The following is a 23,151-nucleotide window of genomic DNA, read 5'->3' on the forward strand; positions in this document are numbered from 1 at the left end:
CGGCGGATTACGCTTGCGCTAATCCGGCCTACAAAGTGCATCAGCATCAAATCGTGCAAACGTGTTGTTAAGAAACGCTTCGCGTCAATTTTTCGATTCCGATTCGTTCCTCGCGAACGAAATGGAGTCGAATGGGGAACGCGACCGTGATGCGGCCTGTCGCTTTCTCTGAGAGACAACCGCGCGCAGCGCGCCTGAACTTCTCGGCGATACTCCGCGCCGAGCGCAATAATCCCACCATGGCACAACATCGATTGCCCGGACGCGACCCGTGGATACATCTTGTTAACGCCTGAGCTGCGCCGACTTTTTCGATTCCGATTCGTTCCCCGCGAACAAACTGGAGTCAGATGCGGAACGCGGCTGTGGCGCGCGATGCATTTCTCTGCTCCACTTGGCGCGCAGGAGAGCGGACTGATGGCCAGGAAAGCAGTCAAGAAAGCAACCAAGAGAGCGAGAAAGCCGGTGTCGCGGCGCACGGTGCTGGCGATCGACATCGGCGGCACGCATGTCAAGGTCATGACCGACAGGGAGCGCATCAGGCGCGAATTCGAGTCGGGTCCAAACCTGTCCGCGATGGAGATGGTGCGGCAGGTCAAGACGCTGACCAAGGACTGGTCCTATGATGTGATCTCGGTCGGCTATCCCGGGCCGGTGGTTCACAACCGTCCGCTCGCCGAGCCGCACAATCTCGGCCGCGGCTGGGCCGGCTTCGATTTTCACGCAGCGTTCGGACGTCCGACCAAGGTCGTCAACGACGCGCTGATGCAGGCGATCGGCAGCTACGAGGGCGGGCGAATGCTGTTTCTCGGCCTCGGCACCGGGCTCGGCTCAGCGATGATCGTCGAAGGCGTGTTCGAGCCGATGGAGCTGGGTCATCTACCGTACCGCAAGGGTGCGACGTTCGAGGACTATGTCGGCGCCGCAGGCCTCGAGCGTCGCGGCAGGAAGAAATGGCGCAAGAGCGTCGACGACGTCATCGCGCGCCTGTCGGCGGCGCTGGAGCCCGACTACATCGTGCTCGGCGGCGGCAATGCCGACAAGGTCGACAACCCGCCGCCCAAGGTGAGGTTCGGCGACAACGCCAATGCATTCGAGGGCGGCTTCCGGATGTGGAAGAAGGGCGCGCGCAAGGCGAGCAGCGCGCCGCGTTGACGCCGGAAACGCCACCAAATTGCCGCAGCTGCCGAAGTTTCACGCTGCTCCGTCATCCCTGTTCCCGGAACTGATCGGGTGCGCCGCTCGTTTTATGCGGCATAACATCCATAAGGAGTGACAATGCGAAGCTTCATTATTCCCGTCGTCGCGGCGCTTGTGATCGGCGCGGCGACGCCGGCGATGGCCTATGATTCCGGCAGCCAGATTTCGATGGAGGCCGCGCTCGACGTCGCGACCAATCTCGGCATCGTGACGGTGTCCAATACCAAGTTCCTCGGCGACGAGTGGGAGGTCGAGGGCCGCGACCGTCTCGGCCGCTGGATGCAGGTCGATGTCGACGCGCGGACCGGCGAGGTGCGCAATGTGGACCGCGGCTGGTAGCCGCGTCTTCATCGCTGCGTGAGCAAGTCACATGCAGCCCGCATTTGTTGTGATGCCGCCCGGCAGCTGAAACCGGGACACACGAAGCAAACTACGGTTTTCGGACGGCCGGCGACGCAGGGCGCGCGCCGGCCGTTCGTTATCCAGAACTGTTGATGCCGTGCTTTGGCGGAATGGCACAAAGGTGGAGTATGCTCGCGGCAGATTCTGAGGGACCAGCCGCCAATGCGGCTCCCCCTCCAGATAAGGAGACAGGCCGTGGTCAAACCGTTTCCGTCCAGAACCCACATCGGCAACCACTTGCTGCATCCGGAAACCCAGATGCTGAATTACGGCTACGACCCGCAATTGTCGGAGGGCGCGGTCAAGCCGCCGGTGTTTTTGACCTCGACCTTCGTGTTCCGGACCGCTGAGGACGGCAAGGACTTCTTCGATTTCGTCGCAGGCCGGCGCGAGCCTCCGGAGGGCATGGGGGCAGGGCTGGTCTATTCGCGCTTCAATCATCCGAACAGCGAGATCGTCGAGGACCGGCTTGCGATCTATGAGCGCACCGAAAGCTGCGCGCTGTTTTCCTCCGGCATGTCGGCGATCTCGACGACGATCTTCGCCTTTGCGCGGCCCGGCGACGTGATCCTGCATTCGCAGCCGCTCTATGGCGGCACCGAAACGCTGTTCACCAGGACGCTCGCGGGCTTCTCGATCAGTGCGGTGGGCTTTGCCGACGGGCTCGACGAGAGCGTCGTCCGCGCCGCCGCTGACGAAGCGATGAAGAAGGGCCGGGTTGCGATGATCTTCATCGAGACGCCGGCCAATCCGACCAACGGCCTGGTCGATATCGCGCTTATCAGGCGCATCGCCGACATGATCGGCAAGGTGCAGGGCTTTACCCCGACCATCGCCTGCGACAACACGTTGCTCGGGCCGGTGTTTCAACGCCCGATCGAGCATGGCGCCGATCTGTCGCTGTACTCGCTGACCAAATATGTCGGCGGCCATTCCGACCTGATCGCGGGCGCAGCCCTCGGCTCGAAGAAGCTGATGAAGGACGTCAAGGCGCTGCGCGGCGCGATCGGCACCCAGCTCGATCCGCATTCCTGCTGGATGATCAGCCGCTCGCTGGAGACGCTGAGCCTGCGCATGGAAAAGGCCGACCGCAACGCGCGGATCGTCGCCGACTATCTGCGCGACCATCCCAAGGTGGCGCAGGTGCATTATCTGGCGCATCACGATGCGGCCTCGCTTGCCGGCCGCGTGTTCGCCAGCCAGTGCTCCGGCGCCGGCTCGACCTTCGCCTTCGACATCGTCGGCGGGCAGGAGGCCGCGGAGAAATTCCTCAACAGCTTGCAGATCTTCAAGCTCGCGGTGAGCCTCGGCGGCACTGAGTCGCTCGCGAGCCTGCCGGCCACGATGACGCATTCCGGCGTGCCTGCGGATATCAGGAAGAAGATCGGCGTGCTGGATACGACGATCCGGCTCTCGATCGGGATCGAACATCCGTCGGACCTGGTGGCCGACATCGCGCAGGCGTTGAGCAGGGTGTGAGCGTGTAGATGAGCGTGTAGGATGGGGTGAGCGAAGCGAAACCCATCACTTTGTATCCGCGGCGCAAATGATGGGTATCGCTTCGCTCCACCCATCCTACTGGCTACCAGATTTTCTGGAGAAGCAGCATGTTGACGATCACGGCGGTCATCAGAGCGAAGAAAGGCCACGAGGCGACGATGCGTCAGGCCCTGCTCGATGTCGTCGACCACGTCCGGGCCAATGAGCCTTCCACTATCGGCTATTACGTGTCGCAGGATGCGTCGGATCCCTGCGTGTTCGCGACCTATGAGCGATATCTGGATCAGGCGGCCATGGACCGGCACAACAATTCGCCGGCCGTGGCGCAGTTCTTCGATATTGCGAAGCCGATCCTCGATGGCGATGTGATCCTCGTGTCGGCGAACGAGTTTGCGAGCAAAGGCGATGCGAAATGACGGATGAGCGCGCCTCGGCATCGTGCCGCTGCGGCAGGGTCGCGCTCGAGATCGCAGGAGCCCCAATCCTGCGGGGCATCTGCTATTGCGCGAGTTGCCAGCAGGCGGGGCGGCGGCCTCCGGCGCCGATGCTGTTTTGGCCGAGGATGGCGGCACGGACTACGTGCTCTATCGCAAGGATCGCGTGCGCTGTAGCAGTGGCGGAGAGCTCCTGGAGGAGCGGCGGTTGAAACCGGAGTCGCCGACGAGGCGAATGGTCGCGCGCTGTTGCAACACGGCCATGTTCCTCGACTTCACCAGGGGACACTGGCTCACGCTCTATCGCGGCCGCTTGCCCGGCGACATCCCGCCGGCAACCATGCGGATGATGACGGCCGACCGGCCCGAGAGGGTGTGATCTTGCCGGACGATATCGCCAACTATCCAGGCCACTCCGGAAAGTTCATGCTGAAGCTGCTCGGCGCGTGGATGGCGATGGGGTTCCGCCGACCGGCCGTTGAGGGCGTGCCGTAGCCGAGTAATCCGTAGCAACCATGAGCTCTTTCGGTTGTGTGCGATTGAATTGTCCGATCGCCGTTGAGACTGACGCCGTGCTCGCGGCCATCAAGGCGTGGCCTGTTGAGGATGAGGATGTGGTGGCATTTGAGCGACGGCCATCCTTGACGGCCGCTGTGCGCGACGTCCTGGTGACGGCAGGTCGGGACGAAGAAACGGCGCCCCGGTCGAACAAAGAAACGCTTCAGGCTGCTGGAACAGCTGACATGTCAGCTTGCCAAGGGGTGCCTCGGGCCACTACGGCGTTGATGAAGACGAGCAGCTTCCTGGCGCAGGCGATTAGCGCGCGCTTGTGACCCTTACCGGCGGCGATCAGTCGCTTGTAAAGGGCGATGAGCTGCGGATTCCAGCGGAACGACGCCGCCAGCGCTGCAGCATAGAGCGCCTCTCGCAGGCGCTTGCGTCCACCGATGATGTGACGAGCGCCAATATGCTCTCCGCTGTCGTCATCATAAGGCGCAAGGCCCGCAAGAGCTGCGGCCTGCTCGCGGCTGATTTGGCCGATCTCCGGCATGCGCACCAGAATGGCGACCGCAGTCGGCAGCCCGGCCCCGCCGACGCTGTAGATCAGATCGAGCCGGGCAGCGAGATCGTGCTGTTCGCGGATCGCTGCCACCAAAGCCTTGAACTCGACGCGTTCGCGCTTGGCCACGCGGACGATATCTTCCTTCCAGAGCTTTTGGATACGCGCATCGCGACAGCTCTCGAGCCGGTTCTTGAACCGCGTGATATCCTCTCCGATCTGATCGATCAGTGTCAGCTGCCCGGCCAAGGGCGATAATCTTGCGTCAGGGGCCGGGTGGATTTTGTTGACCGCAGCGGCGCAGGCGGCGATCAGAGCCGCGTCGATCCGATCGTTCTTGGCACGTTGCCCGCGGTATTTGGCATAGGCACGCACTTGCGCCGGCTGGAACACCACGACGACAAACCGCATGCGCCGTAACTCGGCGACGACGGCTTGCTCATAGCCACCGCTCGCCTCGATCCCAACCCGCTTGACCTTGCGCCGCCCAAGCCACTCCAGCAGCGCCTTGTGACCTTCTGCCGTGTTCTCCACCTGCAGCTGCTCCGAGTTGCCGTCGAGCGCCACGTCGAGCTTGCGCTTGCCGGTATCGATCCCGGCACAGATTGTGGTACGCTTGGCCATCTTCCTCGACCCTCCCTTTTGATGCGAACCTAAAGTTCGTTCAACCATGCGGGTCCCGATGAAGTGCCGATCGCGATCTTGCTACGAACGACAGCCCTCAAGGCTTCGATGGGTAACGATCCGATCGATCAGCGGCCCAGCCCGGGCGGCTACCCGAGCTGGGCCATTCCTCACGGAACGAGGCCAGTCTAACCCAGCGCGCTAATACAAGGATGGGTGGAGCGAAGCGATACCCATCATGTACTGCACGAAAGTCGATGGGTATCGCTAGCGCTCCACCCATCCTACGTGCTGCAACGACGGTCAGGCAGTAATCCGACCCGCTTGAGCGATCAGCTCGAACGATCGCAGCCGCTTCTGGTGATCGTAGACGTCGGACACGATCATGAGCTCGTCGGCGCCTGTCTCCGCCACCAGCGCCTCGATCCCGGCACGCACCGTGTCGGGCGAGCCGATGATGGAGCGCTCCAGCATCCGCATCGCCTGGACCTTTTCCGATGGCGACCAATAGGTCTCGATGTCGTCGATCGGCGGCTGGCTGAGGCCGCGCGCGCCGCGAAAGATGTTGGTGAACGACATCTGCTGCGTGGTTGCGAGCCGCTGCGCTTCCGCGTCGGTATCGGCCGCGATGATGTTGACGCCGACCATGGTGTAGGGGCGCTCGAGCTGCTCCGACGGCTTGAAGCGCGCGCGGTAGATCTGCAGCGCCTGGATGAGGAGCTCGGGGGCAAAGTGCGAGGCGAAGGCGTAGGGCAGGCCGAGCTCGCCGGCCAGCATCGCGCCGAAATTGCTCGACCCCAAAATCCACAGCGGCACGTCGGTGCCCGCAGCCGGGACCGCCTGGATACGCTGGTTGGGACCGGCGGCCGCCAGGAAGGCCTGCACCTCGAGCACGTCCTGCGGAAAATTCTCGGCGGATTCCGGCGTGCGGCGCAGCGCGCGCAGCGTCAGCTGATCCGTCCCGGGCGCGCGGCCGAGCCCGAGGTCGATACGATCGGGGAACAGCCGCGCCAGCGTGCCGAACTGCTCGGCGATGACGTAGGGCGCGTGGTTCGGCAGCATGATGCCGCCGGCGCCGACGCGGATGGTTTTCGTGCCCGCCGCGATATGCCCGATCACGACTGATGTCGCGGCGCTGGCGATACCCGCCATGTTGTGGTGCTCCGCCACCCAGATGCGGCGATAGCCCAGCGCCTCGGCATGCACGGCGACATCGCGCGCGTTGTACAGCGCGCCGCGCGCATCGGTCTCCTCAGTGACGCGGACGAGATCAAGGATGGACAGTGCGGTCACGGGAGTTCCGGAACAGGCGGTGCGTGGGGGACGAGGCCGGTGGTATCAGGCTGTGTCCGGGTGAGGGCGGAGCGGCTGATATCAGCCGGTTCGTCCGTCCCATATGGATAGTGCCGCTGAGCGGGTCAATCTGCTGAGCCCTTTCGGCGATCGACTGGCAGCGTTGCGCTGCGACGTCGATGTCGGATCGTCGTCCGTCGTGTGGCGTGATCGTCGCGCCGATCGCGAAATCGCGCTGCGCGTCGACGTCGCACGGCACAGCGCGCCGATCCCTGTTCGCGTCACGCGCTGTGCCGACAGGGCGGCGACCCGTGCCTGTCACGCGATTCGATGCACTTGCATCCATCATCACAAAATTGTGCAATGCGTCATACACGGTATTGCGGTGCAGCAAATCGAGCATTAGCTCGATATTCCAATGCTATCGAGGAGAAGTGACGTGAAGAAGATCTCTCTGTCCATCGCGGCCGCCATCGTTGCGATGACCGCTGTGACCGCCGGCGCGGCGGAACTGCCGGCCTATGAAAAGGCGGGCTTGCCGATCTCGCCCGTGCAGGTCCAGCTGCTCGGTGCGGCCGGTGTCCAGCAGCAGTCGTCGGTGGCGAATTCGGCCACGCCGCATCAACGCAGCGTCCTGACGCCGCGCAAGGTCACGACCGCGACCGCGCCGGGCCAGACCGAAACGGTCGGACGCTCCACGCGCTGAGGACAACGAACAGGGCGGGTTGGCCAACGGGTCCGCACAACGCGCGTCCCCCGGGCCAATCCGCCAATCGCTCGCTGTCTGCCAAACAATTGCGAGACAAGAATCTGCTCCCTGATCGTGGATCTGCAGCGCGATCGTTCTCGGATCGTTGCGATCCGTAGCCCATTCCCACCACAGCGATCCGCGATCTCAGAACAATCGTATCGACGCAAGGGCGCACGCGCGGCGCGCCTTTGCGCTGTGAGGATTGACCCGGCGTCGTGAGGCCCGTATTGGCGAGCACGAAAATTCCGACGCAACGATACGGGATGGCCTCGATGCAAGTGACTTTGATGAAGGGCAAGATTCATCGCGCGCGTGTCACCGAAGCGGACTTGCACTACGAGGGATCGATCTCGATCGACCGCAATCTGATCGAGGCCGCCGGCTTCCTGATCAATGAACGCGTCGACATCTACAACATCGATACCGGCGCGCGGTTCTCGACCTATGTGATCGAGGCGCCCGCCAGCTCCGGCACCATCGGCCTCAACGGCGCCGCCGCGCGGCTCGCCATGGCGGGCGACAAGGTGATCATCGTCGCCTATGCCGGCTTCGATGCCGAGGAAGCGCGCAGGTTTCGCCCGCGCGTGGTGATCGTCGACGAGAACAACCGGCGGGTGGAGGCGGCTGGCGTTTCAGCGGGCTGTTGCGCTGGCCGACGCGTAGGGCCTAGTACCCAGAATCAGAGCTGAGTGATACGGCGGCCTTTGAAACGGCGTTGACGGACCTTTTTCTTGGTCCAGACGAAGGGCTCGGCTCTGTCGTTGTATGCGTTGACGTAGGCATCGATGTGCTCCTGAAGCTGCGTGAGGCTTGTGAAGGAGGTGCCGCTGAGCGACTGCCCCTGCAAGATCGAAAACCATACCTCGACCTGATTGAGCCAAGACGCACTTGTCGGCGTGAAATGAAATTGCACGTTGGGGTGGGCCTTGAGCCAATGCTCGTTCTTCTTGTGGGTGTTGAGGTTGTCGAGGATGACGTGAAGCTTCCGGTTCGGAAAAGCCGCGGTGACGCTGTTCATGAAGTCGAGAAACTCGACGCGGCGTCGGCGTTTTGAATGCGCCGCGATGATCTTTCCGGTGGCGACTTCGAGCGCCGCAAACAATGTTGTGGTGCCATGCCGCTTGTAATCGTGGCTCTGGCCGGTCAAGGCGCGGCCATTGGGCAACTTCAGATAACCCTGCGCTCGCTCCAAAGCCTGGATCGAGGGCTTCTCGTCCACGCACAGCACAATGGCCTTCGCGGGCGGGGCGACATAGAGGCCGACAACATCGGCGGCTTTGGCCGTAAAGTTCGGGTCGTTGCTCTCACACCAGGACTTACGAGCCGCGAGGTCAATCTTGTGGCTGCGCAGGAACCGCCAGACATATTGGACGTCAACATCGCCCAGCGCCCCGGCCAGCAGGGGCCCGGTCCAGCGTGCGAACCCGTCCGGCGGCGGCTTGTCCAGCAGCTTCAGAATCCGCTTGTCGGTGGCCTTCGTATAGATTGGCTGCTTGCCCGGTCGCGGCTTGTCTTGCAGCCCTTCAAGGCCTTGGTCGGCATAGCGATGCCGCCAAAGGCTGACAATCCGCGGCTGGACCCCAACTTCCTTGGCGATCGACCGAGTGCTGCGTCCATCCGCCGCCAACAGAACTATCCGCGCCCGCTTCAAATCGCGCTGCAACGTCACCGGGGAGCGGCAACACGCCTCAAGCACCTTGCGATCTTTCCTCGAAAGGTGGACTTCTCTTGCTTCGGGTATCATCCCGACCTTGAATCACGACTCACGCTTTAAGAACAGTAGGTACTAGTACCCAGAATCAGAGCTGAGTGATACGGCGGCCTTTGAAACGGCGTTGACGGACCTTTTTCTTGGTCCAGACGAAGGGCTCGGCTCTGTCGTTGTATGCGTTGACGTAGGCATCGATGTGCTCCTGAAGCTGCGTGAGGCTTGTGAAGGAGGTGCCGCTGAGCGACTGCCCCTGCAAGATCGAAAACCATACCTCGACCTGATTGAGCCAAGACGCACTTGTCGGCGTGAAATGAAATTGCACGTTGGGGTGGGCCTTGAGCCAATGCTCGTTCTTCTTGTGGGTGTTGAGGTTGTCGAGGATGACGTGAAGCTTCCGGTTCGGAAAAGCCGCGGTGACGCTGTTCATGAAGTCGAGAAACTCGACGCGGCGTCGGCGTTTTGAATGCGCCGCGATGATCTTTCCGGTGGCGACTTCGAGCGCCGCAAACAATGTTGTGGTGCCATGCCGCTTGTAATCGTGGCTCTGGCCGGTCAAGGCGCGGCCATTGGGCAACTTCAGATAACCCTGCGCTCGCTCCAAAGCCTGGATCGAGGGCTTCTCGTCCACGCACAGCACAATGGCCTTCGCGGGCGGGGCGACATAGAGGCCGACAACATCGGCGGCTTTGGCCGTAAAGTTCGGGTCGTTGCTCTCACACCAGGACTTACGAGCCGCGAGGTCAATCTTGTGGCTGCGCAGGAACCGCCAGACATATTGGACGTCAACATCGCCCAGCGCCCCGGCCAGCAGGGGCCCGGTCCAGCGTGCGAACCCGTCCGGCGGCGGCTTGTCCAGCAGCTTCAGAATCCGCTTGTCGGTGGCCTTCGTATAGATTGGCTGCTTGCCCGGTCGCGGCTTGTCTTGCAGCCCTTCAAGGCCTTGGTCGGCATAGCGATGCCGCCAAAGGCTGACAATCCGCGGCTGGACCCCAACTTCCTTGGCGATCGACCGAGTGCTGCGTCCATCCGCCGCCAACAGAACTATCCGCGCCCGCTTCAAATCGCGCTGCAACGTCACCGGGGAGCGGCAACACGCCTCAAGCACCTTGCGATCTTTCCTCGAAAGGTGGACTTCTCTTGCTTCGGGTATCATCCCGACCTTGAATCACGACTCACGCTTTAAGAACAGTAGGTACTAGCTCGCAGCGTCGTTCAACCGACGGCCGCCGGCGGAGAATCATCGCGTCACGCCCCAGAGACGTGAGCGACGTTCAAGTTCTATTTTCGGGGTGCTTTGGCTGCCATTGACGGGGGAGGTGCGCCCATCCGAGCCACAAGCACAGGCCGCTCGTTGGTGCTGCCTTTGTGATTCTCGTCCGCGTTGCGTGCGGAAGGATTGCACCCGGCGGCCGGCGCTCCACATCTTGGTGGACTGAGTGGCTGATCGTGCAGGAAGCGGAGCGTCGAAGGGCAAACCGATGAGGCTCGCGGATTTCGTTCCCAAGAGAAAACAGTCCTGGGCCGACATCGCCAGATTGGCAGTGGCTCAATTTTGTGGCGAGGCCCTTGGGTGGGTCGGCATTTTTCTAATCTTTTTGGCAGGTAGCGTCAGTATCTACGCAGGACTGGCCGTACTTTTATGTTGTGCGCTGCTTGTTACGCTGCTTCTGCGGCGAGAACTCAGACTGGACATCAAGGCCCTCGATGATCCCCGCGACAATCCCCGCGCGAACCGATTGATCGGCAATACCTCCTCCAGTGCTTCTATCAGAAGGGATTGGAGCCCGGCCGCCCCTCGTTCGGAGAGCCGTGTGACCCGCGCGCTCGGCGCTTTCGGAGATATGGCACTTCGATTTGTGGTCGAGCTTTCCAAGTCCGTCGCAATCATCATTGCTCTGACGCTGGGGATGGGCTTTGCGGCTGAAATGGTCGCGTTCGCTCTATCCGACCGGGATGTAAGTGGTGCCTTTGGTTCTGGTCTGGCCGGAGCTGCTGGCGGCGTGCTTGGCTTGGTCCTCGCCGTCGTGATCGTCCTCAGGCGAATTGCCGATATCGAAGATTGATCGGGCGCTTGTGGCGCTTGCGCTATAAGACCGGGGCGGTCAGCCAGCCACCCGCGTGAGCGAAGCGCTATGCGGGGTCGGTGGTGCCGGTCCCGGATATTGCTTCGAGCATTAGTTGGGTGGCACGCAGGGCGTTTCAGCGAGCGAAACTCGCCGAAATGTGCTGATGATGGCGGCTTACGCCGGTGGCCGATCCACCCTACGTTCGCTGAGCGCCGACCGCACAGCCTTAACCGATCCAATCCGGAGCGAACCGATTCCCCAGCTCATATTCGGCCTGACCAGTCTGCTGATCCTGACCCGCTTCATCTGGCCGCTCGACTGGCCGCTCCCGGCAAAGATCGTCGCCGCGGTGCTCGTGCTGGTCGCCTTGCAGTTTCACCGCTGGAACAGACTGTCGTCGGGATCGGAATTCTCGCCGGAGTTTCCGCGTCCGGTGGTCGTCCTCTTCAACTGGGCGTTCGGTGCGATCGTCCTGCTGGCGCTGCTGCAACTGGCGCTTGATACCGGATTGCTGGTCGCCGCGCTGATCCACGGCGGCATCGTGGGCGCGCCTGACGGCGTCCGCTACGCACTTGCGGCGCTGGCGGCCGTCGCCGCCGCGATCGGCGTCCATCAGGCCATGCGAATTCCGCCGCTGAAAGATGTCGAAGTCGGCATCCGCGGACTGCCGCGACAGTTCGACGGCTACACCATCCTGCAACTGACCGATCTTCACATCAGCCGGCTGTTTCCTGCGCCGTGGGCGCGCGCCGTCGTCGCGCGATCGAACAAGCTCGGCGTGGACCTGATCGCGATCACGGGCGACCTGATCGACGGCACCGTCGATGCGCGGCGCAAAGACGTCGAGCCGTTGCGGGACCTGAAGGCCACCGATGGCGTCTACGTGATCTCTGGCAATCACGAATATATCTTCGGCTATGACGTGTGGATGGCGCACTACGCCGCGTTGGGCCTGCGCTCGCTCGAGAACAGGCACGTCGTTCTCGAACGCGGTGCTGGCCGCCTGGTGATCGCAGGGATTACCGACCGCGCGTCGCGCCGCAGGGCGCATCCCGTCCGCGACCTTGCCGCGGTTCTCGACGGCGCCCCCAAAGGCGTTCCCGTCATCCTGCTCGACCACCAGCCGAGCGACGCACGAAACGCCGCTCGGGTCGGCGTCGCCCTGCAACTCTCCGGACACACGCATGGCGGATTGATCCTGGGGATCGACCGCCTGGCCGCGCGCGCCAATGCCGGCTTCGTCTCGGGCCGCTACGACGTCGACGGGATGACGCTCTACGTCAACAACGGCACCGCGCTATGGCCGGGTTTTGCCTTGCGGCTCGGCCGGCCGTCCGAATTGACGCGGATCACGTTGCGCGTGGCTGACGACGCCTGAGTGATTTGTTTTGCATGCGATGATGCGATCGCATCATCGCCACAAAAATACCTCAGCTATGAACACGCCGCAGCGGTCGCGTGGGTTAAGACATTGGTCATCTCTTTGCTTTCATTTTCACGACCTAATTCAGCAGGAGGCACCATGTCCGACATCACCATTCCCGGCGGAAAAATTCGTTCCTTCGTCGAGCGGATCGAGAACCTTGACACCGAGATCCAGGAACTGAGCGAGCAGAAGAAGGAAGTCTTCTCGGAGGCGAAGGGCGAAGGTTTCGACGTGAAGATCCTCAAGGAGATCATCAAGCTGCGCAAACAGGACCAGGACGAGCGCGACGAGCGTGAATCGCTGCTCGACCTCTACATGCGCGCCATGGAAACCGCGCCGGCGGACAAGGAAGCGAAAGCGGCGTGAGGTCCGACCATGGTTGTCCGGAGATGCGGGTGGGGTGAATTGGACGTGGTCATGCTTTCGCGAAGGCTTGTCATTGTTGCAGCTACGCTCGTGCTCGGGACTTTGTCGGCCCGCGCGCAGCAAAGCACCGAGTATGATGCGTGCACGGACAAGGCCGAAGGGGTGTCAACGAAGATGCTCGAGTGCGGCAAGGCCGAAATCGACAAGTGGGACACCAGGCTCAACACCGCTTATCAAGCGCTTCTCGCAAAGTCGAAGGGCGAGGCGCACGCGCAATTGCAGACCGAGCAGCGGGCCTGGCTGAAGCATCATCTGGGTGAAACCCATCGCCTCGCCGCGGACCCCAACAACGGGTCCGTCGCGTTCCTCGACTCCCAGGCGTTCGAATTGAAGGACATCACCGACCGCACGCTGCTTCTTGAAAAGCGTGCCAACGCCTCGCGGTAGACTGTACGATTTTGGTCGTCAGAGGCTCTCGGCATGGAAATGCCTACGCTCGAAGATCGCACCATGAGATATCAATGGGCCTCTAATGTCGCCTTCGACGGTATCCGCATGGAGGTCTTTTCGGACGACGGGAACGTGCTTTTTGATGCCAGCGTGGCGGATAACGGCTCGATCGCTATCAACGCCTTCGGCGGAGAGGTAGCCGCAAACGTGATCGAAACGAATAGGGCGGGCTCGCGAAGCGTAACCCGCCGCGACTGTTGCGAGCGAAGCGGCGGATTACGCCTTCGGCTAATCCGCACTTGCTACCTACATTTCGCAGACGTCAGTATCATAGCGGGAGGCTCATTTGATGTGGCACTGTCGGCCGACCGTGGATGTCTCTACAAACTTGACGTTGATAGAGCCGTCCGAAAAGCTCCGCGGCGGAGAGGTGCCAACAGAATGAATGACTACGGCAGTCTGTCCACCGTTGACAATCTGCGGGTTCACAAGTCGTATTGGAAAGCAGCCACCGGCAACCATAACCATCTGATCGCACACAATCGTCATGCCGTTGTTGAGTAATGAAAATTCATCCGCCCGACCAGCGATGAGCGTGTCACGGATTTCTCGATTGACAGGGACGCTGCTACCTAGGAAGTAACGAACGTTCTGAGCGACGAGACGCTCGTCAAAATCCTTTCCATTTGGATCGCGGAGAAATTCATAAAGCTCGGGAAGGCTCAGCCTCGCAACTAATGCTCTGGCTTTCACTTCTTTGTACTCAAAACTATTTTCGGCGTTTGCCTTTAGCGTTTTTGTAAACCGCGGCTTCGAAGCTCGTATTGCTCCATGTGATAATTCAAACAGGTGTCTCTCGAAGAGGCTGACGCTGCTGCGCGACAGATAAGTCTCTAACCGCTCTCTTGCGGCGGAAGCCAGGGGTCTTTGATTGGAGAATAAATGAACCCGAATTTCGTATGTATCGTGCTCAAGGGCGTCCCAAATCTCTTCAACCTTCAGCCGGAGAAGTGGATTGCTGTCTACCGTGAGTAACGAGTCTCTCCGGTGCAGGAGATCGTCCACAAAGGAAATGATCTTATCGATAGTCGCGCCCGGAAAATTGTTCTGTGACTTCTTAAAGGTTGCGACAACCTTGGTTGATCCCATATCGATCGTGCGCGACTCGTGATCGACTATGATGAAATCAATGCCGCGATCCGACCCACCATCAATAATGTAGTCGTCCGCTGCATCAGGCAGAATGTTAAAGACATTCTCTAGGAGGTAGCAGTGGAAAGCGTGCTCTCGGCTCGGCGATGAATCGAGCCTGTTGGAGATGCCCTTCTCGACGAGCGACCAATCGAGAAGAGTAGGGTCATTTCTTGTGAGTGAAAGTGAGCCAGCGGACATTGGCGTGATTCCCAAGCGGAGTTCCTGCGAGGTTCAAAATTAACCGTCTAATCGGTTGGTCATGGATTGAGGCGACCAGTGTCATGGCTATTCCTTCACTCAACGTCGCTTCGCGAATCATTTTGAAGGCAAAATAATACTGCAGCGGAAATTCGCTTGCCGATGTACTTATCCACATGAACCGTCATGCCGAGGGAAGGGGCCGCTGACAAAGCTCTTCCGGATGTCGCTGAAATTCCGGCGACTTTCTGGGCATCAGGCTCACGTCATTGGACTGAGTCGCCGTCCTGGAAGCGGTCATAATCACCTTCTTGGCGGCGCTCGATGTAGATGCGCTTATCTTTCATCGCGTTACCTGACGTCCTCAAAAAAAAGTGCCCGGGGCTAGTCCCGGGCACTCGCGCCTCACGAACACCCCGTCGTGCTTCCGCAAGTATCGCACTTCATGCAGGTCCCATTCCGCACCAGCGTGAAGTTGCCGCACTCCGAGCACATCTCGCCTTCGTAGCCCTTGGCCTTCGCTTCGGCGCGACGCTCCGCCTTGGATGGTGCGACGGCTGCGGCGGTGCCGGCTTTGCTCCAGTTCAGCGCTTCGAGCTTCTCGGTCGGCGAGAGGTCGTGGCTGACCTCCTGCTTCAGGGCGACGGCGCCTTCGATGGTGTCGGAGACGCCGCGGGCGGTTGCGCCGTGCGGAGCGAGTGCGGTGACGCGGCTGCCGCCGGCGGGGGCGTTATCGGCGTTGCCGCTGACTGCGGCCGAGCCGCCGCGCATGACGACGAGGTTGTCGGTGCGCGAACGGGTCAAGCCCTTCGACACGTACTTCGTCGCCTGGTGGGTGGGGGCCTCATCCGGCTCCTTGCCTTCCTCGACGCCCTTGCCGAGCGCGTCGAAGCCGCTTTCGTTCGGATCGACATGGGCGAGGTCGAAGCGGCTCATGTAGCTCACCGCGAGCTCGCGGAAGACATAGTCGAGGATCGAGGTCGCGTACTTGATGGAGTCGTTGCCTTGCACCGGACCCGCGGGCTCGAAGCGCGTGAAGGTGAAAGCGTCGACATATTCTTCCAGCGGCACGCCGTATTGCAGCCCGAGCGAGACCGCGATCGCAAAGTTGTTGATGAAGGAGCGCAGTGCGGCGCCTTCCTTGTGCATGTCGATGAAGATCTCGCCGAGCCGTCCGTCGTCATATTCGCCGGTGCGCAGATAGACCTTGTGGCCGCCGACAACAGCCTTCTGGGTGTAACCCTTGCGGCGATCGGGCATCTTCTCGCGCTCGCGCATCACGATGATGCGCTCGACCAGCTTCTCGACGATCTTCTCCGAGACCTGGGCGGCGCGCGCCGCCATCGGCTTCTCGTAGAGCGCCTCGACTGCGTCGTCCTCGTCCTCATCGTCGGAGATGAGCTGCGAGTTGAGCGGCTGCGAGAGTTTTGAACCGTCGCGGTACAGCGCGTTGGCCTTCAGCGCCAGCTTCCACGACAGCAAGTAGGCGGACTTGCAGTCCTCCACCGTGGCGTCGTTCGGCATGTTGATGGTCTTGGAGATCGCGCCCGAGATGAACGGCTGGCAAGCCGCCATCATCCGGATGTGGCTCTCGACCGAGAGATAACGCTTGCCGATTTTGCCGCAGGGATTGGCGCAGTCGAACACGGGATAGTGCTCGGCCTTCAGGTGTGGCGCGCCTTCGACCGTCATCGCGCCGCAGATATGCACGTTGGCGGCCTCGATCTCGCGCTTGGTGAAGCCGACGGCCGCGAGCAGGTCGAAGCCGGGGGTGGCAATGGCCTCAGCGCTGATGCCGAGCGTGTCGCGAATGAAATCCTCGCCAAAGGTCCACTTGTTGAAGGCGAACTTGATGTCGAACGCGGTCGGCAGCGCCTTTTCCACTTTTGCGATCGCTTCGTCCGTGAAGCCCTTGGTCTTCAGGGTCGAGGCGTTGATGCCAGGCGCATTCGACAGCGAGCCGTGGCCGACAGCGTAGGCCTCGATCTCCGCGATCTCGCTCTCGCGATAGCCGAGCGCGCGCAGTGCCGCCGGCACCGCCTGGTTGATGATCTTGAAGTAGCCGCCGCCGGCGAGCTTCTTGAACTTCACCAGCGCGAAGTCGGGCTCGATGCCGGTGGTGTCGCAATCCATCACCAGGCCGATGGTGCCGGTCGGCGCCACCACCGTCACTTGCGCGTTGCGATAGCCGTTCACTTCACCCAGCGCCAGCGCGTCGTCCCAAGCCAGCCTGGCATGCGCGACGATGTCGGCCTGCGGGCAGGAGGTGTGGTCGAGCGCCACCGGATTGACGGCGAGCGCCTCATAGCCGCGGCTTTCACCGTGCGCGGCGCGGCGGTGGTTGCGGATCACGCGCAGCATGTGCGCGGCGTTCTTCTTGTAGCCCGGGAAGGTGCCGAGCTCGCCCGCCATCTCGGCCGAGGTCTTGTAGGAGATGCCGGTCATCACAGCGGTCAGCGCGCCGCAGAGCGAACGGCCTTCCTTCGAGTCATAGGGCAGGCCCATGGTCATCAGCAGGCCGCCGATGTTGGCGAAGCCGAGGCCGAGGGTGCGGAATTCGTAGGAGAGTTCGGCGATCGCCTTCGACGGGAACTGGGCCATCATGACGGAGATTTCCAGCACGATGGTCCAGAGCCGGCAGAGGTGCTCGTAGGACTCGATGTCGAAGCGCTTGGTGCTCGTGTTGTAGAAGGTGAGCAGGTTGGCGGAGGCCAGATTGCACGCCGTGTCGTCCAGGAACATGTATTCCGAGCACGGATTGGACGCGCGGATGTCGCCGGACGCCTTGCAGGTGTGCCAGTCGTTCATCGTGGTGTTGAAGTGCAGGCCGGGATCGGCCGACGCCCAGGCGGCGTAACCGATCTTTTCCCAGAGGTCGCGGGCCTTCAGCGTCTTGGTCACCTTCTTGGTGGTGCGTCCCACCAGATTCCAGTCGCCGTCGGTTTCCACCGTGCGCAGGAAGTCGTCCTTCAGCGACACCGAGTTGTTGGAGTTCTGGCCGGAGACGGTGAGGTACGCCTCGGAATCCCAGTCGGTGTCGTAGATGTCGAACTGGATGTCCTTGTAGCCCTGTTTTGCAAATTGGATGACGCGCTTGATGTAGTTGTCGGGCACCAGGCTGCGGCGCGCGAGCTTGATCTCGCGGCGCAGGGCAGGGTTCTTCTCGGGATCGAAGCAGTCGTCACCGCTGCCTTCGCAATTGACGCAGGCCTTCATCACGGCCTTGAGGTGCTTCTGGTTGATCTTGGAGCCGGTGACGAGTGCTGCGACCTTCTGCTCCTCCTTCACCTTCCAGTCGATATAGGTCTCGATGTCCGGATGGTCGGCATCGACCACGACCATCTTGGCGGCGCGGCGGGTGGTGCCGCCCGACTTGATCGCGCCGGCTGCGCGGTCGCCGATCTTGAGGAAGCTCATCAGGCCGGAGGAGCGGCCGCCGCCGGAGAGCTTTTCGCCTTCGCCGCGCAGGCTCGAGAAGTTGGAGCCGGTGCCGGAGCCATATTTGAACAGGCGCGCCTCGCGCACCCAGAGGTCCATGATGCCGCCCTCGTTGACGAGGTCGTCGCCGACGCCCTGGATGAAGCAGGCGTGCGGCTGCGGATGCTCATAGGCCGACTTCGATTTCGTCAGCTTGCCGGTCTTCCAGTCGACGTAATAGTGGCCCTGGCCGGGGCCATCGACGCCATAGGCCCAATGCAGGCCGGTGTTGAACCACTGCGGCGAGTTCGGCGCGACCATCTGCTTGGCGAGCTGGAAGCGGAGCTCGTCGAAGAAGGCGAGGGCGTCTTCTTCCGAAGAGAAGTAGCCGCCCTTCCAGCCCCAATAGGTCCAGCAGCCGGCGAGGCGATCGAACACCTGTTTTGCGCTGGTCTCGCCGACGATGCGCTCGTTCTCGGGCAGCAGGGCGAGCGCCTCGGTGTCGGGCACCGAACGCCACAGCCAGGACGGTACGGTCTCTTCCTCGACCTTCTTCAGGCGCGCGGCCACGCCGGCTTTGCGGAAATACTTCTGCGCCAGCACGTCGGAGGCGACCTGCGACCAGAACTCCGGCACCTCGACATTCTCGGCGCGGAACACGACCGAGCCGTCCGGATTGCGGATCTCTGATGTGGTCAGGCGGAAATTGATCCCGGCATAGGGAGATTGTCCGCTGGTAGTATTGCGCCGATCGATTTGCATGGTCGAGCCCCGTCTCTTCTTCTGCCCGGCCCCACGTTTTCTCCGCAGGTTGCCGGAATGTTATCCGTTCACGAACGACCGGAACACGCGTCAGCACGCCTCCCGTCATCCGCAGCTCAGCCGGTGGATCCGGCCTGTTTCTCTCGTCCGCTCGGCGCCGGTTTGACCCGGCCCTGCGGCGGCATATCCCCGGAACGGCGCCCGACTGGTCGGGTCCTCCGGGTCATGCATTCAACGCCCCAAAACGCTTCACGCGACACGTCACGCGTACGCTTCTCTCGGGCCGGTTCCGGCCTCTGTTTCCGGGTCCTTCGCGGCCGTTGTCGTCCCAACGGCGGCCCAAAATCAGGGCAGACAAGCCCTTCACCCGCGGCCCGAAGGCCTGGCGGAGTGGTCATTTTGGTACCCTTGTGGGAGCGACCGGCGGGAACCCAAACACACTCGCGCCGAACAGGTTGAAAACTAGGCCATGTCCGTCTCACCCGTCAAGGACTAGTACGAGTTTCTGAATCAAACACTAAATATGGTGGATGGAGGGGGATAACAGGGGTCGGTGCCGCGCCTGTGATCGAGCCAACTATCGGTGAGTCCTCAGGGATTCCCAAGCCAAAAAAATTCGCTCCGCCTGTGGATTGGAGTTTCGCCCCGCTGTTCACAGGCGAAGTTTTTATTCGCCGTCCCGGATTGAATTTTAGGGACTCACGTAGGGCTACGGGCAAACTAAGGATCAGGCATGTCAGGGGCGTGATGGTCGGGCGACAAAATCGCGGGCAAGCTGCGGCCGACTCACATCCCCCGCCGGGTTCCATGACAGACCAGAAGCCTCACGCGCGGCCGCGCCTTGCGCCCGCCGGCCTGATGTTCCTCGCCATCACTTCGGTGGGCTGGGGGTTCAACTGGCCGTCCACAAAATTCCTGCTCAGCGAGCTGCCGCCGCTGACGCTGCGCGGCACCACCGGCGTGATCGGCGCGGTGCTGCTGGCGGTGCTGGCGCTGATCCGCGCGCAGAGCCTGCAGGTCGAGGCTCGGCTGTGGCCACGGCTCGTGCTGTATGCGGCGCTCAACGTCACCGGCTGGATGGTGCTGATGGGGCTGGCGCTGCTCTGGCTGCCGGCGAGCGAGACCGCGTTGATCGCCTACACCATGCCGGTATGGGCTTCGCTCTTGGCCTGGCCGGTGCTCGGCGAGCGGCCGACGCTGCTGCGCACCATCGCGCTGGTGATGGCGTTCGCGGGGCTCGCGGCGATCATGGGCGGCAACGGCATTTCCGCCAGCAAGGAGAAGCTGCCGGGAATCATCATGGCGCTCTGCGGCGCCTTCGGCTTTGCGCTCGGCACGGTGCTGGCGAAGAAATACCCTCTGGTGATGCCGCCGATCCCGGCCGCGGCCTGGCAGATCGGCCTCGGCTGCGTGCCGATCGCAATCGTCGGCCTCCTGGTCGAGACCACGCATCTCGAGAGGGTGACGACGATCGGCTGGTGGCTCCTGGTCTATTCGACGCTGATCCAGTTCTGCGTTGCCTATGTCGCCTGGTTTGCCGCGCTCGCCCGCCTGCCGGCCTCGGTGGCGGCGATCGGCACCATGGCAGTGCCTGTGATCGGCGTGGTGGCGTCGGCGATAGCGCTCGGCGAGCCGCTCGGGCCGATCCAGATCACCGCGCTGCTGTTCACGCTCGCCGGCGTCGCGCTGGCGACGCGGTAGCTGCGTCTCGCTCTGCGCCACAAACTCGTCATGCCCGGCCTTGTGCCGGGCATCCACGTCTTTGGCCTCTGAGCAAAAGAAGACGTGGATGGCCGGGACAAGCCCGGCCATGACGACGTGGCAACGTCAGTTGCAGAAGTCCGCAAACGCAATATGCGACAGCCCCAGAGTGAAGGGTGGTTGCATGATTTCTGAATAACGGAAGAGTGTCGCGGATTAGCTCGTCGTGTCAAGGCACCGTGGCGAACGTCGGCGGCCGTCGGCTCCTTTGCATGGGGTTGTTTTCGATATTTTGGCAGTGCACCCCTGCGATCGCCCTGCCGCAACCGAGGAGAGGTCGAGGCGTCGCATCACTCGCCGAGCGCCTGCTGCAGCATGCTGGAGAGCTGCGCCTTGCGGTAGGGCTTTGCGAGCAGCAGCACGCCTTCGTCGAGGCGGCCGTGATGCACGATCGCGTTCTCGGTGTAGCCCGAGGTGTAGAGCACCTTGAGGCCGGGCCGCCGTTTTCTCACTTCGTCGGCGAGCTGGCGGCCGTTCATGCCGCCGGGCATGATCACGTCGGTGAACAACAGGTCGAACTTCTCGCCCTTGTCGACCAGTGCCAGCGCGGCGCGGGCGTCGGGCACGGCAATGGTCTTGTAGCCGAGGGCGCCAAGCTGCGTGACCACGTAGTTGCGCACCAGCTGGTCGTCCTCCACCACAAGGATGACTTCGCTGCCGCGCCGCACCGGCTCCGGCGCCGTTGCCTCGACCTGGCCGCGGGCAGGGGGCAGATAGAGCTTGATCGTGGTGCCGTGGCCTTCCTCGCTGTAGATCTTGATATGGCCGCCGGACTGCTTGACGAAGCCGTAGACCATGCTCATGCCGAGGCCGGAGCCCTTGCCGACCTCCTTGGTGGTGAAGAACGGCTCGAACACCTTGTCCTGCACCGCGTGCGACATGCCGGTGCCGGTGTCGCTGACCGCGAGCAGCACGTAGCGGCCCGGCGTGATGTCGGGGTTGGTCGCGGCATAGGCGTCGTCGAGCACGATGTTGCTGGTCTCGAACAGCAGCTTGCCGCCGTTCGGCATCGCGTCGCGCGAGTTGATCGCCATGTTGAGCAGCGAGTTGGCAAGCTGCGACGGATCGATATGGACGCTGGCGACATCGGGGGCGAGCACCGAATCGATCTCGATCTGCTCGCCGAGCGTCGGCCGCAGCAGTTTTGCGATATCGACCACGGTGCCGTTGATGTCGACGGTGCGCGGCTCGAGCGGCTGGCGGCGGGCGAAGGCGAGCAGATGCTGGATCAGCTCGCGGCAGCGCTCGGCGGCGCGGTCGATCAGTTCGGCGGTTTGCGCCAGCTTCGGCTGGTTGCGCAGGCTGTCGACCAGCGTCTCGGTGGTGCCGGTGATGACAGTCAGCATGTTGTTGAAGTCGTGCGCGACGCCGCCGGTCAGCTTGCCGATGGCGTCGAGCTTCTGCGCCTGTTGCAGCTTGTGCTCGGTTTCGCGCGAGGCGGTGATGTCGTGATAGATCAGCGCGGCGCCGGTGATGGCGTCGTCGCCGTCGCGCAGCGGGCAACCCGACACCACGAGGTGAATCGGGGGGGCGCCGCGGACCGGCTTGGCGACGAATTCCAGCCCGTCGAATTCCTCGCCGCGCAGCGCCTTGGCCGAGGGCATGTCGTCGGCCTGCATCGGCGTCTCGCCGTCGGACTGGAAAACGTTGCTCATCGCGCGCAGCTGCCGGAGCGTCATGCCCGGCTTGTAGCGCAGCATCTTCTCGGCGGCCGGGTTCGAGAGCAGCACGACGCCGGCGGCATCGATCACCAGCACCGCCTCCGCCATGCTGCGGAAGGTGGTTTCCATCACCGAGGTGGAACGGCGCAGCCCTTCGAGCGCGGCGCCGAGATCCTTGGTGCGTTCGGCGACCTTGCCCTCGAGCGACAAATTAGTGGCCTTGGTGGCGCTGAGCGCGCCCTGCAGTTCGCGGCTGGCACGGCGGGCCGCCAGCGTCAGCGCGACCGCAAGCAGCAGGATCAGCACCACGCCGGCGAGGTCGATCGCCAGCAGCAGCCGTCCGTTGGTCTTCGACTGTCCGGTGCGAATCCCGAGCAGGCGGCGCTCTTCGGTGACCAGGCGGTCGAGCGCCGCTCCAACCTTGTCCATCAGCGCGCGGCTCTCGCCCGCGGAGATCAGCGCCGCAGCGCCGGCGGTGTCGCCCGCGCTGCGCATGCGGATCAGTTCGGCGCCGAGCGCGATGGCGCGCTTGACATCTGCCCTGGTGCCCGTGATCAGCTGCGCCTCGTCGGGCGCCGACTTCACCGCGGCCATCAGGCCGTCGAAGGCGGCGGTGAGGGCTGTGCTCTGCTCGCGGAATTCGTCGGCGAAGGACGCGTCGCCGGTCAGCGCGAAGCCGCGTGCCGCGCTTTCGACGCTGCGCGGCAGCGCCCGCGCATCCGAAATACGCTTGAGGACGCTGAGCGTGCGCTCGACCGAATCAATCTCGCTGCGCGACCTGACGTCCAGCCCGATCGACGCCGCGCTGATGACGAGAAGGATCGCAAGGCCGCTACCGAGGATGAGACGTTGGGAAGCCATCGACGATTAGTACG

At 62.6% G+C, this 23,151-nt stretch carries 20 protein-coding genes; 12 read left to right on the plus strand and 8 right to left on the minus strand.

The genetic code is table 11. The features are described from left to right. Positions 1-417: 417 nt before the first annotated feature. From HAP54_RS34535 to HAP54_RS34555, 5 genes are all read left to right on the plus strand, one after another. Positions 418-1,155: an ROK family protein gene (locus HAP54_RS34535; RefSeq protein ID WP_166294837.1), complete on the plus strand. Its 738-nt coding sequence runs from the start codon at positions 418-420 to the stop codon at positions 1,153-1,155. A 123-nt stretch (positions 1,156-1,278) separates the two neighbouring features. Then, positions 1,279-1,539, plus strand: a complete 261-nt coding sequence (locus tag HAP54_RS34540) for a PepSY domain-containing protein (RefSeq protein WP_166294839.1) — start codon at positions 1,279-1,281, stop codon at positions 1,537-1,539. Between the two features lie 258 nt (positions 1,540-1,797). Continuing rightward, positions 1,798-3,081 (plus strand): cystathionine gamma-synthase family protein, encoded by a 1,284-nt coding sequence (locus HAP54_RS34545; RefSeq protein ID WP_166294840.1) that lies wholly within the window; start codon positions 1,798-1,800, stop codon positions 3,079-3,081. A 128-nt stretch (positions 3,082-3,209) separates the two neighbouring features. Next, positions 3,210-3,518 carry a putative quinol monooxygenase gene (locus HAP54_RS34550; RefSeq protein WP_166294841.1) on the plus strand — a complete coding sequence of 103 codons (309 nt, stop codon included), beginning with the start codon at positions 3,210-3,212 and terminating at the stop codon, positions 3,516-3,518. Between the two features lie 85 nt (positions 3,519-3,603). Beyond that, positions 3,604-3,915: a hypothetical protein gene (locus HAP54_RS34555; RefSeq protein ID WP_248114408.1), complete on the plus strand. Its 312-nt coding sequence runs from the start codon at positions 3,604-3,606 to the stop codon at positions 3,913-3,915. 342 nt (positions 3,916-4,257) lie between these two features. Here HAP54_RS34555 and HAP54_RS34560 read toward each other — a convergent pair whose 3' ends face one another. From HAP54_RS34560 to HAP54_RS34570, 3 genes are all read right to left on the minus strand, one after another. Next, on the minus strand, positions 4,258-5,220 hold the full coding sequence (locus HAP54_RS34560) for an IS110 family transposase (RefSeq protein ID WP_166294842.1): 963 nt from the start codon (positions 5,218-5,220) through the stop codon (positions 4,258-4,260). A 303-nt stretch (positions 5,221-5,523) separates the two neighbouring features. Further along, complete coding sequence (locus HAP54_RS34565; protein ID WP_166294843.1) at positions 5,524-6,513, minus strand: LLM class flavin-dependent oxidoreductase; 990 nt, start codon at positions 6,511-6,513, stop codon at positions 5,524-5,526. After that, the gene (locus tag HAP54_RS34570; RefSeq protein ID WP_166294844.1) at positions 6,491-6,916 is read right to left on the minus strand and encodes a hypothetical protein; all 426 of its coding nucleotides are present in this window, start codon (positions 6,914-6,916) and stop codon (positions 6,491-6,493) included. The genes HAP54_RS34565 and HAP54_RS34570 overlap by 23 nt, the downstream gene beginning before the upstream one ends. A gap of 36 nt (positions 6,917-6,952) precedes the next feature. Here HAP54_RS34570 and HAP54_RS34575 point away from each other — a divergent pair, with 36 nt between their 5' ends. Together HAP54_RS34575 and panD are read left to right on the plus strand one after the other, a co-directional pair. Next, positions 6,953-7,219, plus strand: coding sequence for a hypothetical protein (locus HAP54_RS34575; RefSeq protein ID WP_166294845.1), 267 nt, complete (start codon positions 6,953-6,955; stop codon positions 7,217-7,219). Positions 7,220-7,536: 317 nt separating this feature from the next. After that, positions 7,537-7,953 (plus strand): aspartate 1-decarboxylase, encoded by a 417-nt coding sequence (panD, locus tag HAP54_RS34580; RefSeq protein WP_166306684.1) that lies wholly within the window; start codon positions 7,537-7,539, stop codon positions 7,951-7,953. Here the strand turns inward: panD and HAP54_RS34585 are convergent. Then, positions 7,944-9,008, minus strand: coding sequence for an IS630 family transposase (locus HAP54_RS34585; RefSeq protein ID WP_166204319.1), 1,065 nt, complete (start codon positions 9,006-9,008; stop codon positions 7,944-7,946). The two genes, panD and HAP54_RS34585, sit on opposite strands and share 10 nt — an antisense overlap. Positions 9,009-9,063: 55 nt before the next feature. Continuing rightward, a complete protein-coding gene (locus tag HAP54_RS34590) occupies positions 9,064-10,128 on the minus strand; it encodes an IS630 family transposase (RefSeq protein WP_166204319.1) in 1,065 nt (354 codons plus the stop codon). 325 nt (positions 10,129-10,453) lie between these two features. On the opposite strand from HAP54_RS34590, the gene HAP54_RS34595 reads away from it, so the two are divergent. The 4 genes from HAP54_RS34595 (at position 10,454) to HAP54_RS34610 (ending at position 13,280) form a co-directional block, all read left to right on the plus strand. Continuing rightward, complete coding sequence (locus tag HAP54_RS34595; protein WP_166294846.1) at positions 10,454-11,038, plus strand: hypothetical protein; 585 nt, start codon at positions 10,454-10,456, stop codon at positions 11,036-11,038. A 256-nt stretch (positions 11,039-11,294) separates the two neighbouring features. Then, positions 11,295-12,419: a metallophosphoesterase gene (locus tag HAP54_RS34600; protein WP_166306687.1), complete on the plus strand. Its 1,125-nt coding sequence runs from the start codon at positions 11,295-11,297 to the stop codon at positions 12,417-12,419. Between the two features lie 144 nt (positions 12,420-12,563). Then, entirely contained in the window at positions 12,564-12,833 is a 270-nt protein-coding gene (locus tag HAP54_RS34605; protein ID WP_166306690.1) for a DUF2312 domain-containing protein, read from the plus strand. 45 nt (positions 12,834-12,878) lie between these two features. Then, positions 12,879-13,280, plus strand: coding sequence for a lysozyme inhibitor LprI family protein (locus HAP54_RS34610; protein ID WP_312022845.1), 402 nt, complete (start codon positions 12,879-12,881; stop codon positions 13,278-13,280). Between the two features lie 345 nt (positions 13,281-13,625). Here HAP54_RS34610 and HAP54_RS34615 read toward each other — a convergent pair whose 3' ends face one another. Both HAP54_RS34615 and HAP54_RS34620 read right to left on the minus strand, forming a co-directional pair. Further along, positions 13,626-14,690 (minus strand): AIPR family protein, encoded by a 1,065-nt coding sequence (locus HAP54_RS34615; protein ID WP_339156787.1) that lies wholly within the window; start codon positions 14,688-14,690, stop codon positions 13,626-13,628. A 390-nt stretch (positions 14,691-15,080) separates the two neighbouring features. Continuing rightward, a complete protein-coding gene (locus HAP54_RS34620) occupies positions 15,081-18,854 on the minus strand; it encodes a vitamin B12-dependent ribonucleotide reductase (RefSeq protein ID WP_166294848.1) in 3,774 nt (1,257 codons plus the stop codon). A gap of 807 nt (positions 18,855-19,661) precedes the next feature. On the opposite strand from HAP54_RS34620, the gene HAP54_RS34625 reads away from it, so the two are divergent. Next, entirely contained in the window at positions 19,662-20,555 is an 894-nt protein-coding gene (locus tag HAP54_RS34625) for a DMT family transporter (protein WP_166294849.1), read from the plus strand. Positions 20,556-20,905: 350 nt separating this feature from the next. Here the strand turns inward: HAP54_RS34625 and HAP54_RS34630 are convergent, their stop codons facing one another. Beyond that, complete coding sequence (locus tag HAP54_RS34630; protein WP_166294850.1) at positions 20,906-23,137, minus strand: CHASE3 domain-containing protein; 2,232 nt, start codon at positions 23,135-23,137, stop codon at positions 20,906-20,908. Between the last annotated feature and the right edge of the window lie 14 nt (positions 23,138-23,151).

This window comes from Bradyrhizobium sp. 2S1, assembly GCF_011516625.5.
In the GTDB taxonomy this organism is placed as follows: Bacteria; Pseudomonadota; Alphaproteobacteria; order Rhizobiales; family Xanthobacteraceae; genus Bradyrhizobium; species Bradyrhizobium septentrionale.

Bases quoted from the DNA above. Each gene is read 5' to 3' on its own strand.
- HAP54_RS34535 (WP_166294837.1), top strand. From the start codon at position 418: ATGGCCAGGAAAGCAGTCAAGAAAGCAACCAAGAGAGCGAGAAAGCCG.
- HAP54_RS34540 (WP_166294839.1), top strand. From the start codon at position 1,279: ATGCGAAGCTTCATTATTCCCGTCGTCGCGGCGCTTGTGATCGGCGCG.
- HAP54_RS34550 (WP_166294841.1), top strand. From the start codon at position 3,210: ATGTTGACGATCACGGCGGTCATCAGAGCGAAGAAAGGCCACGAGGCG.
- HAP54_RS34560 (WP_166294842.1), bottom strand. From the start codon at position 5,220: ATGGCCAAGCGTACCACAATCTGTGCCGGGATCGATACCGGCAAGCGC.
- HAP54_RS34570 (WP_166294844.1), bottom strand. From the start codon at position 6,916: ATGCTCGATTTGCTGCACCGCAATACCGTGTATGACGCATTGCACAAT.
- panD (WP_166306684.1), top strand. From the start codon at position 7,537: ATGCAAGTGACTTTGATGAAGGGCAAGATTCATCGCGCGCGTGTCACC.
- HAP54_RS34585 (WP_166204319.1), bottom strand. From the start codon at position 9,008: ATGATACCCGAAGCAAGAGAAGTCCACCTTTCGAGGAAAGATCGCAAG.
- HAP54_RS34590 (WP_166204319.1), bottom strand. From the start codon at position 10,128: ATGATACCCGAAGCAAGAGAAGTCCACCTTTCGAGGAAAGATCGCAAG.
- HAP54_RS34595 (WP_166294846.1), top strand. From the start codon at position 10,454: ATGAGGCTCGCGGATTTCGTTCCCAAGAGAAAACAGTCCTGGGCCGAC.
- HAP54_RS34605 (WP_166306690.1), top strand. From the start codon at position 12,564: ATGTCCGACATCACCATTCCCGGCGGAAAAATTCGTTCCTTCGTCGAG.
- HAP54_RS34620 (WP_166294848.1), bottom strand. From the start codon at position 18,854: ATGCAAATCGATCGGCGCAATACTACCAGCGGACAATCTCCCTATGCC.
- HAP54_RS34625 (WP_166294849.1), top strand. From the start codon at position 19,662: ATGACAGACCAGAAGCCTCACGCGCGGCCGCGCCTTGCGCCCGCCGGC.
- HAP54_RS34630 (WP_166294850.1), bottom strand. From the start codon at position 23,137: ATGGCTTCCCAACGTCTCATCCTCGGTAGCGGCCTTGCGATCCTTCTC.